This is a genomic window from Spongiivirga sp. MCCC 1A20706 (assembly GCF_046524175.1).
Classification (GTDB): Bacteria; Bacteroidota; Bacteroidia; order Flavobacteriales; family Flavobacteriaceae; genus Spongiivirga.
This window is the reverse complement of sequence record NZ_JBEFZF010000002.1, coordinates 603,559-617,195: the sequence shown is the minus strand read 5'-3', so window position 1 is coordinate 617,195 and position 13,637 is coordinate 603,559. Positions and strand designations below refer to the sequence as shown.

General features: G+C 34.5%; 18 protein-coding genes. 7 read left to right on the top strand and 11 right to left on the bottom strand.

Annotated elements, in window-relative coordinates; genetic code table 11:
* Positions 1–31 precede the first annotated feature (31 nt).
* The 5 genes from ABN763_RS06905 to ABN763_RS06885 all read right to left on the bottom strand — a co-directional run bounded on the left by ABN763_RS06905 (position 32) and on the right by ABN763_RS06885 (position 3,317).
* Entirely contained in the window at positions 32–856 is an 825-nt protein-coding gene (locus ABN763_RS06905) for a LytTR family transcriptional regulator DNA-binding domain-containing protein (RefSeq protein WP_410484709.1), read from the bottom strand.
* Positions 857–1,111: 255 nt separating this feature from the next.
* A complete protein-coding gene (locus tag ABN763_RS06900; protein ID WP_410484708.1) occupies positions 1,112–1,513 on the bottom strand; it encodes a hypothetical protein in 402 nt (133 codons plus the stop codon).
* A complete protein-coding gene (locus tag ABN763_RS06895; protein WP_410484707.1) occupies positions 1,510–2,097 on the bottom strand; it encodes an RNA polymerase sigma factor in 588 nt (195 codons plus the stop codon). The genes ABN763_RS06900 and ABN763_RS06895 overlap by 4 nt, the downstream gene beginning before the upstream one ends.
* A gap of 18 nt (positions 2,098–2,115) precedes the next feature.
* Positions 2,116–2,478, bottom strand: a complete 363-nt coding sequence (locus ABN763_RS06890; RefSeq protein ID WP_410484706.1) for a DUF6249 domain-containing protein — start codon at positions 2,476–2,478, stop codon at positions 2,116–2,118.
* A gap of 92 nt (positions 2,479–2,570) precedes the next feature.
* Complete coding sequence (locus ABN763_RS06885) at positions 2,571–3,317, bottom strand: trypsin-like serine protease (protein ID WP_410484705.1); 747 nt, start codon at positions 3,315–3,317, stop codon at positions 2,571–2,573.
* A 305-nt stretch (positions 3,318–3,622) separates the two neighbouring features.
* Between ABN763_RS06885 and ABN763_RS06880 the strand changes: the two genes are divergently transcribed.
* Positions 3,623–4,315, top strand: coding sequence for a hypothetical protein (locus ABN763_RS06880; RefSeq protein WP_410484704.1), 693 nt, complete (start codon positions 3,623–3,625; stop codon positions 4,313–4,315).
* Positions 4,316–4,321: 6 nt separating this feature from the next.
* Here the strand turns inward: ABN763_RS06880 and ABN763_RS06875 are convergent, their stop codons facing one another.
* The 4 genes from ABN763_RS06875 to ABN763_RS06860 form a co-directional block, all read right to left on the bottom strand.
* Positions 4,322–4,531 carry a hypothetical protein gene (locus ABN763_RS06875; protein WP_410484703.1) on the bottom strand — a complete coding sequence of 70 codons (210 nt, stop codon included), beginning with the start codon at positions 4,529–4,531 and terminating at the stop codon, positions 4,322–4,324.
* On the bottom strand, positions 4,521–5,243 hold the full coding sequence (locus ABN763_RS06870; RefSeq protein WP_410484702.1) for a metallophosphoesterase family protein: 723 nt from the start codon (positions 5,241–5,243) through the stop codon (positions 4,521–4,523). The genes ABN763_RS06875 and ABN763_RS06870 overlap by 11 nt, the downstream gene beginning before the upstream one ends.
* A 66-nt stretch (positions 5,244–5,309) precedes the next feature.
* Entirely contained in the window at positions 5,310–6,158 is an 849-nt protein-coding gene (locus ABN763_RS06865) for a helix-turn-helix transcriptional regulator (protein ID WP_410484701.1), read from the bottom strand.
* A gap of 22 nt (positions 6,159–6,180) precedes the next feature.
* The gene (locus tag ABN763_RS06860; protein WP_410484700.1) at positions 6,181–6,555 is read right to left on the bottom strand and encodes a TfoX/Sxy family protein; all 375 of its coding nucleotides are present in this window, start codon (positions 6,553–6,555) and stop codon (positions 6,181–6,183) included.
* Positions 6,556–6,633: 78 nt separating this feature from the next.
* Here ABN763_RS06860 and ABN763_RS06855 point away from each other — a divergent pair, with 78 nt between their 5' ends.
* The 6 genes from ABN763_RS06855 to ABN763_RS06830 all read left to right on the top strand — a co-directional run bounded on the left by ABN763_RS06855 (position 6,634) and on the right by ABN763_RS06830 (position 11,971).
* Positions 6,634–7,848: an aminotransferase class V-fold PLP-dependent enzyme gene (locus ABN763_RS06855; RefSeq protein ID WP_410484699.1), complete on the top strand. Its 1,215-nt coding sequence runs from the start codon at positions 6,634–6,636 to the stop codon at positions 7,846–7,848.
* Positions 7,849–7,867: 19 nt separating this feature from the next.
* On the top strand, positions 7,868–8,290 hold the full coding sequence (locus ABN763_RS06850) for a SufE family protein (RefSeq protein ID WP_410484698.1): 423 nt from the start codon (positions 7,868–7,870) through the stop codon (positions 8,288–8,290).
* 1 nt (position 8,291) lies between these two features.
* Entirely contained in the window at positions 8,292–8,615 is a 324-nt protein-coding gene (locus ABN763_RS06845) for an SUF system Fe-S cluster assembly protein (RefSeq protein ID WP_410484697.1), read from the top strand.
* Positions 8,616–8,654: 39 nt separating this feature from the next.
* Positions 8,655–9,161 carry a DUF2480 family protein gene (locus ABN763_RS06840; RefSeq protein ID WP_410484696.1) on the top strand — a complete coding sequence of 169 codons (507 nt, stop codon included), beginning with the start codon at positions 8,655–8,657 and terminating at the stop codon, positions 9,159–9,161.
* A gap of 113 nt (positions 9,162–9,274) precedes the next feature.
* Entirely contained in the window at positions 9,275–10,195 is a 921-nt protein-coding gene (locus ABN763_RS06835) for a DUF3078 domain-containing protein (RefSeq protein WP_410484695.1), read from the top strand.
* A 117-nt stretch (positions 10,196–10,312) separates the two neighbouring features.
* A complete protein-coding gene (locus ABN763_RS06830; RefSeq protein ID WP_410484694.1) occupies positions 10,313–11,971 on the top strand; it encodes a WG repeat-containing protein in 1,659 nt (552 codons plus the stop codon).
* A gap of 11 nt (positions 11,972–11,982) precedes the next feature.
* Here the strand turns inward: ABN763_RS06830 and ABN763_RS06825 are convergent, their stop codons facing one another.
* Positions 11,983–12,834, bottom strand: coding sequence for a bile acid:sodium symporter family protein (locus ABN763_RS06825; protein ID WP_410484693.1), 852 nt, complete (start codon positions 12,832–12,834; stop codon positions 11,983–11,985).
* Positions 12,835–12,841: 7 nt separating this feature from the next.
* Complete coding sequence (locus ABN763_RS06820; RefSeq protein WP_410484692.1) at positions 12,842–13,624, bottom strand: class II aldolase/adducin family protein; 783 nt, start codon at positions 13,622–13,624, stop codon at positions 12,842–12,844.
* Between the last annotated feature and the right edge of the window lie 13 nt (positions 13,625–13,637).

Below are 13,637 nucleotides of genomic sequence, written 5' to 3'. Positions count from 1 at the left end.
TTCAAATTAATGACTTAAGAGATATACAAAATTAGTTTTGTGATAAAGACGCTTGTTTTTGTGATGATTTAAAAGCTATTCTTAGATTTTCTGACTCTTTTCTTGATATTGGAATCACAATGTTATCTTTCAACAGCAAATACATTGAATTGTCTCTCTTGATTATTTCTGTAAAATGTATCATACTGAAAAGATGTGATCTATCAGCTCTACGAATATTGCTATGTAATTTCTCTACATCTTTAAGAACACCTCGCATCAATTTGTTCTTCATGATTCCTTCCATTAAATAAAACACTTCAAAATAATTTCCATCGGATTTTACATAAATAAGATCTTTAAATGGAATTTTTAAATAATCGAACTTACCTTTTCCTTTGATTAAAAGTTCATTATCTGGTTTAAGACTTAATAGTTTTTTTGACTGACTTCTATTTTTTTTAAATAACAAATAGCTACTATAAAACAAAACCATTATGAAGGTTATAAGCAGCGGAAAAAGAAAGTTTACCACGCGTTCTTGAAATAAAAAATCTGATAAGTTATTTTGATATATTAGGACAACTTTTATGAACCTTATAAGTGCAATCAGTACTAATGAAACGAAGGCAACGCAAATTATGGAAATAAACAGACGTTTTTTAGGAATACTATTTAAATAATAGTTTTTGTCTAAATAATTAATAATAAAAGCATTGACAATTGTAAGAAGAAGACTATAAATAAATACCACCAAATACTCACGCCAATCTAACAAGTTAATTGTAGGTATAATTTGAAATATCCATTTGAGAATTACAATTATTAATGTTAGCCTAACACTTGTTTTAAATAAATTTTTAAATCCTTGAAACATGGTCTATATAGTTTAGAAATTAAAAATATATTCCATTAACTGATATCAAGAACTTACTTTTCTAAACTGTAAAAAAACAATGATGAATTGTGAGTTATGACTCTAGCAACGACATATGTTTCTGAAAAGAGAAATAGCGTTTACATAATGGAAATGTAGATATGAAAGCAGTTCGTGAACTATACACAGAGTCTGCTAATGCTGAAGTATCGAAAGAGGATTCAAACTAATCGTTATTTTATACTTTTCTATTTTTTAAATTGAAGTATTTCGAAATTTGAATACACCCATTGTGGTCCAAAAAACTGATAATAGAGCCGGTAACACTACGATAATAGTGAACATATACCATGAATCAATTTGAAAAAACAGATTTTCGATAAAACTTTGTAATTCAAATCCCATATTTCTGGATACCTGAGGTCGTACTGCTATTAACATAGGTACCAATAGGATCACCACTATAGCAAACATCAGGTATACTGGAGTTTTTAAAGGTTTGTATACTTCTTTTCGGTTTGTTTTATGAAATAAGAATTTCTCCATTGTATTTTCCACAAACTTTTCAGAAGGCTTCGGACCAGAACGTGATTTAAGTATCTCTATCAACTGTTCATCATCATTCGAAAGTTCATTATCAAAATTTAATTTTTTCATCTTATATCATGTGTTTCATTTCCCAGCAACCTAGAAAGTTCCTTATATAAATTCTGTCGTGCCCTATGCAATCTTGTTTTAATAGTCGAAATATTCCACCCTGTAATCTTAGCAATTTCAATAATTGAACACTCATTTTTATAATAGAGTTCGACTACTAAATTTTCATATTCCGAAAGGCTTGCTATAGCTTTATTCACCAATATGATTCTGTCGCTTTTAACCAAGTCATTGAACCCATTGGAATAGTTATCAGGAATGTCTAGCTCATAATTTTCAGCCTCGTTCAACGAACTAACATCAATCCTTTTTTTTCCTCTTAAACTGGTCAGCGAGGTATTATATACTACTCGGTACAACCAAGTTGAAAACTTACCTGTTTTTTTGAATTTAGCAATATTGTTAAAAACCCTAATGAAGGCATCCTGGACAACCTCTTCCGCATTTTCTTCATTTCTGACAATAGCAATAGCAATCGAGTATGCAAAAGTTTGATACTTTTCTAGTAGATATCTATATCCAGATTCGTCTCCAACTATTGCCATTTCAATAGCAGTTTCTTCCGAATAGTTGGATTTATTCATTTCCGATCGTATATACTCTTACTGAATTTTCTTTTTCAAATTCCTATTTACAAAGTATGAAATGAGCATTCCAAGACCCATGAATAGCGTAACCATACTTATGTATGCTTGAGGATAGTTATGATATTCCTTTGGGTTATGATTTTCCAAAAGGTATTTTTCAAAAAAGAAGCCTGTAAGAATGCCAATTGCAAATCCGATAAGAATCAAACCAAAACTCAAAAGCATTATACTCTGTCTACGAGTCTTAAGTCTAAAGTATTCAACATCGATTCCTGATTCTATTAAAGCCATTCGTTCTTTATTACGATATGTAAAAAAGGTATAAGCAATTCCAAAGATTGAGAGTGCTATTGCTATTATAACAAAGTATTCATACATATTTTTAAGTTTTGTTTTTCATAATATAAGACTACTAATTTTGAAATTGGGTTTCAAATTGATTACGAAATGACTTTACCTGACAGGAACATTTATTGATTTACTACTGAATCTATCCAATCATTGGCCCTTGAAACTCTAGCCAAAGCCATGACAGAGCCATATTTAATTTGGCGGTTCAAAGCTCCAGAAACGATTCCAACTAATACCGTCGTACCATTATCATCCATAAAAACACCGCCGCCGCTATCCCCTTTCGAGCCTCCTATTTCCAATTCGAGAGGAATCGAAGAACCAAAATGATTAGACTGCGGATTTTCAGGATTATCGAAATCACACACCATAACCCTGGTACTGAATTCCCGCCCTTCAAACATGCCTCCTATTGCATCTATGATATTTTGTCCTCCGAGTTTTTCTTGAGTTCTTGGCAATGATAATCCGGCCTTACCGTTTCCAAAATAGCCGTAACCCACTTTAGTAATAATTCTTCCAAGCTCTTCATCCCCACGATAGCGCTCGGCAGGTTCAATATCTAAAACAGGTTCATTTAGTTCTACGAGAGCCATATCCCATCCGTTCCATTGCGGTTCTTCTGCATTCGGCTTTAGATTTGGGTGTTTAATTATTCTTTTAGTTTGATAAAAGTTATTCCCAAATTTCCATACAGATGAATCTTCTACAAAATGAGCCGCTGTTAACACCCATCGAGCTGATATCAGAATCCCCACAGCATAATCCTCTTCTGTTGGTGAAATAGAATATCTTCCAACACAATTATACTTAGTCTGCTTTCCCAATTTCCTGTATTTGTCAATGTCTGTGTCATGACGGATCATGCCACGATAATGGGTCGTAATAAAGCTTAGGAACATCAAACTCACTATCAAAGGAAGTAAAACCAATAATCTTTTCATATTCTAAGTTTTGAACAAACTATATTTCGGGTGAGTGAAATTTCCATGCCACCTCTAGAGTATTAGACTACATATTTTCAAATTGGGTTTCGCTGAGGTATAAAAGGAGTAGGTCACCATGCCTTTTAAGTTTCTTTTTCAGACAATAAGACTTAAAATTCCCTTTTTTCAGGGAGGCATTTGATTGCTATACTATCGTATTTTTACACTATGAAACCTAATATGATATGAAAGGTACATCCTTAATTAAGAAGTTAGCAACCACCATTTTATATATCCTAATCATTGTAAGCTGCTCATTATATATAACCAATTCCTTAATTTCCTATAATTCATATAAACAAGAACAGCAAGATTTTGAATACGCCAAGAAAAAGCTTGTCGAAGAACTTAAGTTTAACCATTGGGCTTTAGTAGATCAAGAACTACAATATTGGCGTCCATATTTTAAACATGTTTCAGATTCCAATGGGCATCCCATTAGAAATGTATCAAAAGAACAATTTTTAAGCAGCCCTTATTCTGGTTTTTCTTATACCAGTTTTGAAGTACACGAACCCTTAAATGAAGCTTGGGATACTTTTAAAAAATCAAAACATATTGATCAGCTAGATTATCAAAGTATTGCAAGTTTAGATAAGTATTACAAAGCACAAGAAACACTCAAATTGAGAATGAAGGAATTTACTGGGGTGTCCAAAAGTGTGCTATACAATAGCGATAGTGAGGAAACACTTGATTACCATTTCCAACGAGCGGGTAGTTTTTACAACAATCTTTTTATGATCAATATCACCAAAAACTCACATATATACTTAATTCAAAATGCATTAAAAGATCTAGGGGTAGAAATGGATGATACATTCAAGAAACTAAACGAACAGTATTATGAGTCAATATCACAAAATGACAGCATTTAATGATCATTAAGACTGTTTACGATTAAAATACCTTCTTAAAAAATAGTTCCTTAAAACGCTTAAAACGGTTAAGTAAATGGTGATCAACGCATTTTTACCGGTATTGTTTTCCATTCCTAATAATGGAAAAATCACATGAAGTGAAATCATGGTAATTAAAAATCCAACAGTAACATTCGTTAAACTCTCTATAAGCGACTCTTTCTTAGTCTGCATCTTTAAAAAGTTTAACCCTCGAACTTATTTCATTTTTTGACAACTCAATCATACGATAACCGAACTTGGTGGAGTTAATCTTGATCTTATCGGGTATTTTTTCAACCAAGTAAGAAACTGCTGGAGTGATATACTGGGTAACATTTTTGTGTACGATCATACTTTCCATATGATAATGACCACAGAAGATGGTTACATTATTTTCAATATCGGTTAAAAGTGCAAGTATCTCCTCTCCATTAGTCGTACCACCTACCTCATCAATCTTCAAGTTCAACTTCATAATAGGATGATGCATAAAAATGATGATGGGTTTTAAAGTGAATAATTCCTTTTTTAACCACGAAAGCTGCTTATAATCAAGTAAGCCAGATGAAGAATCAAGAAATAAGTACTTATAATGGTCTCCTATTTTACTACTATACATTTTTTGAGTGCGGTAATCTGCACCGTGATTATAAAATGCAGATACCTGGTCAAACGTATCATGGTTACCAAGGGTAATGTATAATGATTGCGACTTAAGCTGCTCAAAAAAATATGGGAGCCCCCCATTCTCACTAATATCTCCCGTACAAACAATCTCATCTATCTCTTCTTTGGTTATCTCATTTAGAATTCTGTCGAATCGCTTTCTTGTTTGAATACCATGTTGGTGCGGAAATGCTTCGTCTAAATGCAAATCTGTGATATGTGCAATTTTAATACTCATATTTTTGTTTTAACCTTTCGAAAGTAGTGATACGACCAATAAGAAAATTATAGAATCTTGCAGATTTTACAACCCATTTCTATATTGAGTTGGTGTAACACCAACATGTCTTTTAAAGGTATTTGAAAAATAAGGCGTGTTTTCAAACCCACAATCAATGGCAATTTCGAAAATAGTGCTGTTTGATTGTTGAAGCCGTTTTTTAGCTTTTTCTAATCGAATAGTTGTTAAATACGAAAGTGGCGTTAACCCGCAAATTTCTTTAAACAGCCTATGCAAATAATATTTGCTTATGCCCACATGTTGACATATTGTTTCTAATGAAATATGATTCGCAATATTGTCGTTCAAGTATTCCTTTACATCAGTAATACGCTGAAACAGTTCCTTTTTGGTGGCGTGTTTAATTATCTGCAAAGTCGAAAATCCGTTTTGAATGGCCAATTGGTCTTCGACAATCATTTCAGATAGCTGAAGAAATAAGGTATCCATTTGACTATCTATTGCGATAGGATTTTGCTCTATACATTGCGTTATGACCCCAAGAACCGCACCGATCTTACTTATTGACTTTTTCTGAGGTATCTCAAAGAACTTAAAACCCGATCGATCAATAATATGATAGTCATAAATTTCATATATGAGTTTTGGTGCTAAAAAGATCGATATGCCACGTGTACCTTTATTCGCTCTGGTGGTAATCGTATCTTGATTAAGCAGCACATATTGCCCCGGCAACACCTCTACCGTTTGTTTATTTATGTCATATTGTTTAGATCCTTCTAATACATATTTTAAAGTATAGGTCGATTCGTATGATATTGAAATGTCTTGATCATGATTAGAATACAGTATTTTGTTTTCTAACTGATTCGAAAATGTAGGCTTTGTGGTTACCTCTTCTAATTTTACCATCTACTTAAAAAAATCAAATACGCTATTTTTTATTTGGCTTCCGTTTTTTACTTGCCTTTGCTAATGGATTAAATGCCAGACAAAGATTCAGCCAGTACTCCAAATCCTCATCAAGATCAAAACCATCAGGAGAAATAAACACATAGCCTTTCATTGGTCTGCCTGTAAAATCCATTGGGTGACAACCATCTCTTTTCATTGCTTCAGGGCTAGCATCTTCACCAATACGGGCCATGATCAAATCCATTTGCTTTTTTTTATCAAAATGAATGCCGCAACACATCTTATCATTTACCATAAAACACAAACCGCCCATCATTTTTTTTTCATAAAAATTAGCCTTTTCATCCTGAAAAAAACGTCGGATCCTATCTGCTAAAAATTCATTGTATGCCATAATAACAACTAATTAAAGATAAGTTAATACTATTACAGCAATTATAAAAAAGAACCGCATAAGCATTATCTTTGCTGTATGATTGATGTACAAAAAATCAGGAATGATTTTCCTATTCTTAAACGGGAAGTAAATGGCAAACCGCTCGTTTATTTTGATAATGCCGCAACCTCGCAAACGCCACAACAGGTAATTGATGTTATTGTAGACTATTACTCAAACTATAATGCAAACATTCACCGTGGTGTACATGCCCTAAGCCAAGAGGCTACAGATGCATATGAGCAGGCCAGACAGAAAATTCAAAGGCATTTTAATGCGGCAAAGTCGCATGAGATTATTTTTACTTCGGGTACAACACATAGTATTAATTTAGTTGCTAATGGTTTCGCCTCCATTCTACAAAAAGGAGAGGAAGTCATCGTATCTGCATTGGAACATCACTCAAATATTGTGCCTTGGCAAATGCTTTGTGAAAAAACCGGTGCGATTTTAAAAGTCATTCCAATGAACCAAGATGGTGAATTAGTGATGGATGAATACGAGCAATTACTTTCACCAAAAACTAAGTTGGTATTTGTGAATCATATTTCAAATGCACTAGGTACCATTAATCCTATTGAATTCATTATTGAAAAAGCCCACGCAGTTGGAGCTGCCGTTTTAGTTGATGGTGCGCAAGCATGTCCGCATATAAAACCAGATGTTCAAGCGTTAGACGTTGATTTTTATGTAGCTTCTGCGCATAAAATTTGTGGTCCTACAGGTCAAGGAATGCTATATGGCAAGTCAGCGTGGTTACATAAGCTTCCCCCTTATCAGGGTGGTGGTGAAATGATTGCAGAAGTTACTTTTGAAAAAACAACCTACGCGGATCTGCCTCACAAGTTTGAAGCAGGTACTCCTAACATTTGTGGCGGGATAGCATTTGGTGCAGCTATAGATTATATGAATGCCATCGGTTTTGACAATATTGCGGCCTATGAGAACGAATTGTTGGAATATGCGACCACGCAACTTTTAAAAATTGAAGGATTAAAAATATATGGCACCTCTAAAAATAAAACTTCGGTGATCTCTTTTAATGTTGAAGGTGTTCACCCTTATGATATAGGTACCATTCTTGACAAATTAGGAATCGCAGTGAGAACTGGACACCACTGTGCTCAACCAATTATGGACTATTATAATATTCCTGGCACCGTACGTGCTTCTTTCTCATTTTACAATACCAAAAAAGAAATTGATTTGCTTGTTGCTGGTGTCGAACGAGCAGTTGGTATGCTGGTTTAAAACTCACTATTTTTGCATCATGACAATAAAAGAGATACAAGAAGAGATTGTTGATGAGTTTTCAATGTTTGATGACTGGATGCAACGCTATGAATATATGATAGAACTTGGTAAGTCTTTACCGCTTATTAACGACCAATATAAAGTTGATGAAAACATTATAAAAGGCTGTCAAAGTAAAGTTTGGGTTCATGCTGAAATGAAAGACGAAAAATTATTTTTCACCGCTGATAGTGATGCGATTATTACTAAAGGTATTATCGCCATTTTGATTAGAGCGTTTTCCAATCAGCACCCTAAAGATATTATCGAAGCAAATACTGATTTTATTGATGAAATTGGGCTGAAAGAGCATCTTTCACCAACACGTGCAAACGGACTGGTATCGATGATTAAACAACTAAAAATGTATGCAATTGCCTATCAAACGCAATTGAATTAATATGAGCGAAGAAAAAAATACTGAGGAATTAGGAGAAAAGATCGTACGTGTTTTAAAGACTATTTACGATCCAGAAATTCCTGTCGATATCTACGAGTTAGGTCTTATTTACGATGTGTTGGTTAATGAGGATGACCAAGTTAAGATTTTAATGACCTTAACGACTCCTAACTGTCCTGTAGCAGAAACATTGCCAGCCGAGGTTGAAGATAAGGTAAAGTCTATTAAAGATATTAAAGACGCGGAAGTAGAAATCACATTTGATCCCCCTTGGAGTCAGGATCTAATGAGTGAAGAGGCAAAATTAGAATTGGGAATGCTTTAAATTTTTCTTCATTCAAGAAAATATCAATTCATTTTTTATATGGCTGAGGAAATTATAAATAGAGTTGCAAATAGTAAATTAGTCACTATTAACCTTGAAGATTTTTATCCTGACGGTAAACGAGTGTTATTTGATATTAAAGAATGGCTGTTTGAAGGTTTTGTTTTGCGCGAAAAAGAATTTCGGTCTAAAGTAAAAGAACACGACTGGAGTCAATATCAGGATTCCTATGTTGCACTTACCTGCTCTTCCGATGCCATTATTCCCGGATGGGCTTATATGTTATTAACCATACAGTTAAGTCCGTTTGCCAAGAAAATAGTAACTGGCGACTTAGAAGTGCTTGAAACAGCAATTTACCAAGACATTATTGCCAATTTATCGGTTGACGAATTTCATAATAAACCTATCATCATTAAAGGGTGCACCAACAAACCTGTTCCTGCAAATGCTTATTTATTTCTCGCGAATAAACTTGAGAGTATTGCAAAGTCCATTATGTACGGCGAAGCATGCTCTTCCGTTCCGCTCTACAAAAAAAGGTAGTAATTAACCTACTTTTTCATTCCTTTATCGAAAATATTAATTTCTGTAGTCTACAGTCTAAATGTTATTCGTACATCTTAATAGTTTTACAACTAAATAATTAAAACGTACTTATGAAAAAACTTTTATTGTGTGGCTTGTTTGCTATAGCAACAACCACCATGTTTTCACAGACTGCCGAAGAACTTAAAGCCCAACAAGCACCAAAAAAAGATTCTATAGCAAAACTACAGGCAGAAGTGGATGCAATTCAAGCAAAAATCGATGCTCTACCAGGTTGGAAAACCGGTGCTTTCGGAACCATTGGTTTCAACATTTCAGAATTTAGCAATTGGTATGCACAAGGATCTCCAAATGTTTCTTCCGGTAACATTGGTTTTACTGTAAACGCATTTGCAAACTTAAAAGAAGAGAAGTTTTTCTGGAGAAATTCAGCAAACGTCAACCTCGCATGGGTAAAATTTGATGATAAAGACGTAGTTGAAGCCGAAGAAGGCTTTCGTGAAGCAACCGACGTATTTAATATTACCTCATTATACGGGCGTAAGTTAAGTGAAAAATGGGCCGTTTCAGGTCTTGTGGAATATAGAACTACTATTCTAAATAACTTTAACGACCCTGGCTATTTAGATGCTGGTATTGGTATGACCTGGACACCAATCAACAATCTCGTAGTGGTAATTCACCCATTAAATTACAATTTTGTTTTTGCTGAAAATGACGCAGTATTTGAGTCATCAACCGGTGCAAAAATTGTTGCTGATTATACTCGAAAATTTGGACCTGTAAGTCTAAAAAGTAACCTTTCGGCATTTCAAAGTTATGAGAACAGCGACCTGTCAAACTGGACATGGATCAACTCATTTGGCTATACACTATGGAAAAAAATCGGTGTTGGTTTTGATTTTGGCTTAAGAAGCAACAAACAGGAAGCCCTTAATTTTGCTTTAGCAAGCGAACCTACCACTACATTTGATACGGTTGATAATGATCTTCAAACATACTGGCTATTAGGTTTAAACTATTCGTTTTAAAAAAATTAACCTCAACATAATTACTTGAATTAGTCAAAATTCTTGTAAGGGCCCTTGAAAAACATTAAGGGCCCTTTTCTTTTAAATTAAAGTATATTGTACCTCTAAATCCATATCATGATTAAATACTACTTAACCTTACTCTTACTACTAATTTCATTTTCTATTTATTCGCAAGAAGAGGTCATAGAAGAAACGATAATTGAGGAGGTTGAGATTTATGAGGAAGAAGATTATAAACCTCCTACCGGAATTGCTAAATTTTCAGAAAACAATGCCTACGGACTTAAGAATTACGATACCAAAACGGTTTTGTTACCAGCGACTTATAGATCTATATATGAACGTGCAAAACAGGTTTATGAAGTTTGGGATCGATCAAATTACGGCTTGTATGATGCTTTAAATGAACGATTTATTCTTCCGCTAGAATACGAACGTATCTCGGTATATACAACCAATGGCGGATACATAAAAAACTCAGATTCAACCTATATAATTTCTGTACAAAAAAACGGTAAAAAGGGATTGCTCAAGCAAGATCTTAGTCCAATTCTTCCTACCGAATATGACAAGCTCGAAGTAAACAAAAATCGGGTCCGACTTGTAAAAGATAAAAAAGAAGGTGTTTACTTTTTTGATGATGCACGCAAAGCTATTCCTTTGATATATGATACTGTACTGTCAATTTATCCAACGGATTGTCATTTTGGACTATTGAATAATGTGTATTATTTCTTTGATGAAGATGGAAAGCTTCTGGTAAAAAAAGCAAAATCAATAGGCCGGTTTAGACATCGTTGGAATTCAAAAACTTCCAAAAACATACTAATTATAGACAAAAAAGGAAAAGCTGGTATATACAATGCAAAGAATAAAGAATTCATACTCCCCTTAAAGTACGATAGTCTTACTGATGAGTTTGAACAACATTTTATCGTTAGTAAAAAATCTAAGTTTGGAATTGTCGATGAAAATAATAGGATCATTATCCCTTTTAACTATGATCAGTTAACTTTTTTGAAACCACTCAAAATATCGGATCCGCTAGCGGCATCAAAAAATGGTAAGTTCGCCTTGATCACTACTGAAAAGGTTTTAACGGAGTTTCTTTATGATGAAATTGAAGCGCTTAACGATTATTATAAGGCAAAGTTAAACGGCAAGTATGTCATCTTGAATCGCGATGGAAAGGTCATCTCAAAACAGTCTTTTGATAATATTGGATCCTTTTATAATAATAAGGCTGCGGTTTTTAATAATGGTAACATCGGCTATATCAATACAACTGGTGAAATAACAAATCCGATAACCCGAAAATCAAAAGCAAGAGGCTACAGCAATATCGATTCGATGTTCGTGGACTTTGTAAATGTATTAAAATCAAAAGATGATGAACGCTTAATGGCATTTACTAAAGATGTAATGTTTGATGAGTATACGGAAGAATTTTTTGACCGTATTTATTATCAATATCGTGGATTTCCTCGTAAAATGCGAGAAAAAGGATATACGATTGATCAAGCCAACGAACGATTTTTTAAGAGCGTAAAACGGTTTAGAGATCGACTTGATCGCCAAAAACAGCTTGAAGGATTGGAGTATGTTAGACTCGACAATCCACGATATAGTTATTGGGAGCGAAAAGCCAAATTACTGGGTATTGAAACTTATGGAATACTTAAAAATGGAGAAGATCAATATCGTTTCAAAATTGGTGAAATGATCTATGCTGATGGTTATTGGAAATCGTTTACGATGCCACGTAGATTGTAGCCACCAGAATATCATCTTTGTACTCTCCCAAACATAATGATCACAAAGGCAGAGGCGTACATAATTAGGGTATATATAGCCGCCGCAATTCCGTAGGTTGTATTTTGTAATGTAATGATTGCAATCGTAATTGCCAACCCTGAGTTTTGAACCCCTGATTCAACAGCAATACTAATAGACTGTGCTTTTCTTAACTGAAATATACGAGCTGTCAAATATCCTAATGATAGACTAATAACATTGAGTAATGTTGTGGGAACGCCCGCTTGTTTGAAATATGGAATGATATTAGCACGCTCTTTGAAAATCAAACCAACAGTAATCAATACAAACAACGCAGTTGCAATTATATGTACTGATTTTTCCATTCTTGTAGCAAAGCGAGTAGCCTTCGCTCTTAGTAGCATTCCAATTATAACCGGTATTACTACTATAGACAACAATTGAATGATCATTTTAACAGCATCTAACTCCATTTGCGATTCTAGAGATTGAAAATGAGTTATAGAAAACCCCACAATTAGGGGTATACTGAAAATTGTAACTATACTTGCCACCGCTGTTAAGCTAACCGAAAGAGCAGTATCTCCTTTAGCTAAGAAAGCAATAATATTAGAAGTAGCACCTCCGGGGCAAGCGGCTAAGATCATAATACCGATCGCAATTTCTGGAGGAACCTCAATGAATGTAACAAGTGTAAATCCAATTATTGGAAGAAGTACCAGCTGGTTTATCAACCCAATTAAAATTGCTTTGGGCTCATCAATTACACGTTTAAAATCTGCAATGGTTAGGGATAAACCCATTCCAAACATGATAATCATTAAAGATATACCTACTATTAAAGAGCTTATTTCGTCCATAAATTAATTATAAGCCCTGAGTTGCGCAGATGTCTTGCCATAGTGGTTGAAACTGAAAATATCCTGCCAATGGAAAGCCAAGCTCCGCACGTGTTCTCATGGCAATATCATGTTTAATCTCAATGAGTGGCTGCCCTGTTTGCATTGCTAACAATTGCGCTTGACAACTACGCTCCATAGTAATAAACCACCATGCTGCCTCATCAACAGAATGTCCTACCGTGATCAAACCATGATTTTGTAAGATCGCTGCTTTATAATCAGATAATGCTACAGCAATTCGTTTCCCTTCATCCAACTCATTTACAATCCCAGTATAGTCATTAAATAGCGCATGATCTTTATAAAATGCACAAGCATCTTGAGTGATAGGTAACAACTCTTGACCTAAAGCAGAAAATGCTTTGCCATATACCGAATGTGAATGTGCCGCGGCTACTACATCTGGTCTGGCAGCATGTACTTGCGAATGAATAGCAAAAGCAGCTCGATTTAAGGGAAGCTCTCCTTCTATAACTTCCCCTTGGTGGTTCACTAGCAGTAACTGATCAGCAGTCAATACGTTAAATGAAACACCAAAAGGGTTTACCCAAAAATGATCTTTCAATTCCGGATCTCGAACGGTGATATGTCCTGCTACTCCTTCTGAGAATCCAAATTTTCCAAAAATGCGAAAAGCACCGGTCAACTTTCTTTTCAAATACGCTCTTTCCTCTTCGATAGTATCAAATTGCGGAGGCATCGGAATATTCCCTGGTAGCATTTCTAGAGGTGGGTTTGGTACTGCCATAACTTAATTGTTT